The organism is Pseudomonas sp. HMSC066A08, from assembly GCF_001813025.1.
Taxonomy (GTDB): Bacteria; Pseudomonadota; Gammaproteobacteria; order Pseudomonadales; family Pseudomonadaceae; genus Pseudomonas; species Pseudomonas aeruginosa.
This window is the reverse complement of record NZ_KV811397.1, coordinates 1-469: the sequence shown is the minus strand read 5'-3', so window position 1 is coordinate 469 and position 469 is coordinate 1. Positions and strand designations below refer to the sequence as shown.

The 469-nt window shown below is 65.7% G+C and carries 1 protein-coding gene; it reads right to left on the bottom strand.

What is annotated here, in order from left to right:
• Window positions 1–84 precede the first annotated feature (84 nt).
• The coding region (locus tag HMPREF2886_RS32445) for a recombinase family protein (RefSeq protein ID WP_168172041.1) at window positions 85–469 on the bottom strand (385 nt) is incomplete at its 5' end.

Genomic DNA, 469 nt, shown 5'->3' with positions numbered 1-469 from the left:
CGGACGCTGAAAGCGTTGCAATTCCGCCCAGCCGATACACTGGCACCCAAACAGGTCAACGAACGGAGCCGGCCACCGGCCGCCCTATTCGTCGCCCTCCGTGCGGTCGCCGTCGCCGGCGTCCTTCAAAGCCTCATACAAGGCAGTCTTGCCGACTTTGACAGCGGCGGCCGCCTCGCGGACGGTCAGCCCCTTGTCGGCCATCAGCTTACGCGCTCTTTCCAGCTTGGCCGGTGTTACTACCGGCCTGCGCCCGCCGTGGCGGCCTCGGGCCGCTGCGGTGGCCAACCCGGCCTTGGTTCGTTCCCGTATCAGGTCACGCTCGAACTCGGCAAGCGTGGCGAACAGGTTAAACAGCAGTTTGCCGTTTCGGGTCGCGGTGTCAATTCCCGCGTCAGTCAGCGAGCGGAACGCTACGCCGCGCTCGCGCAGCTCGTCCACGGTTTGCACCAAATGGGGAAGCGAACGG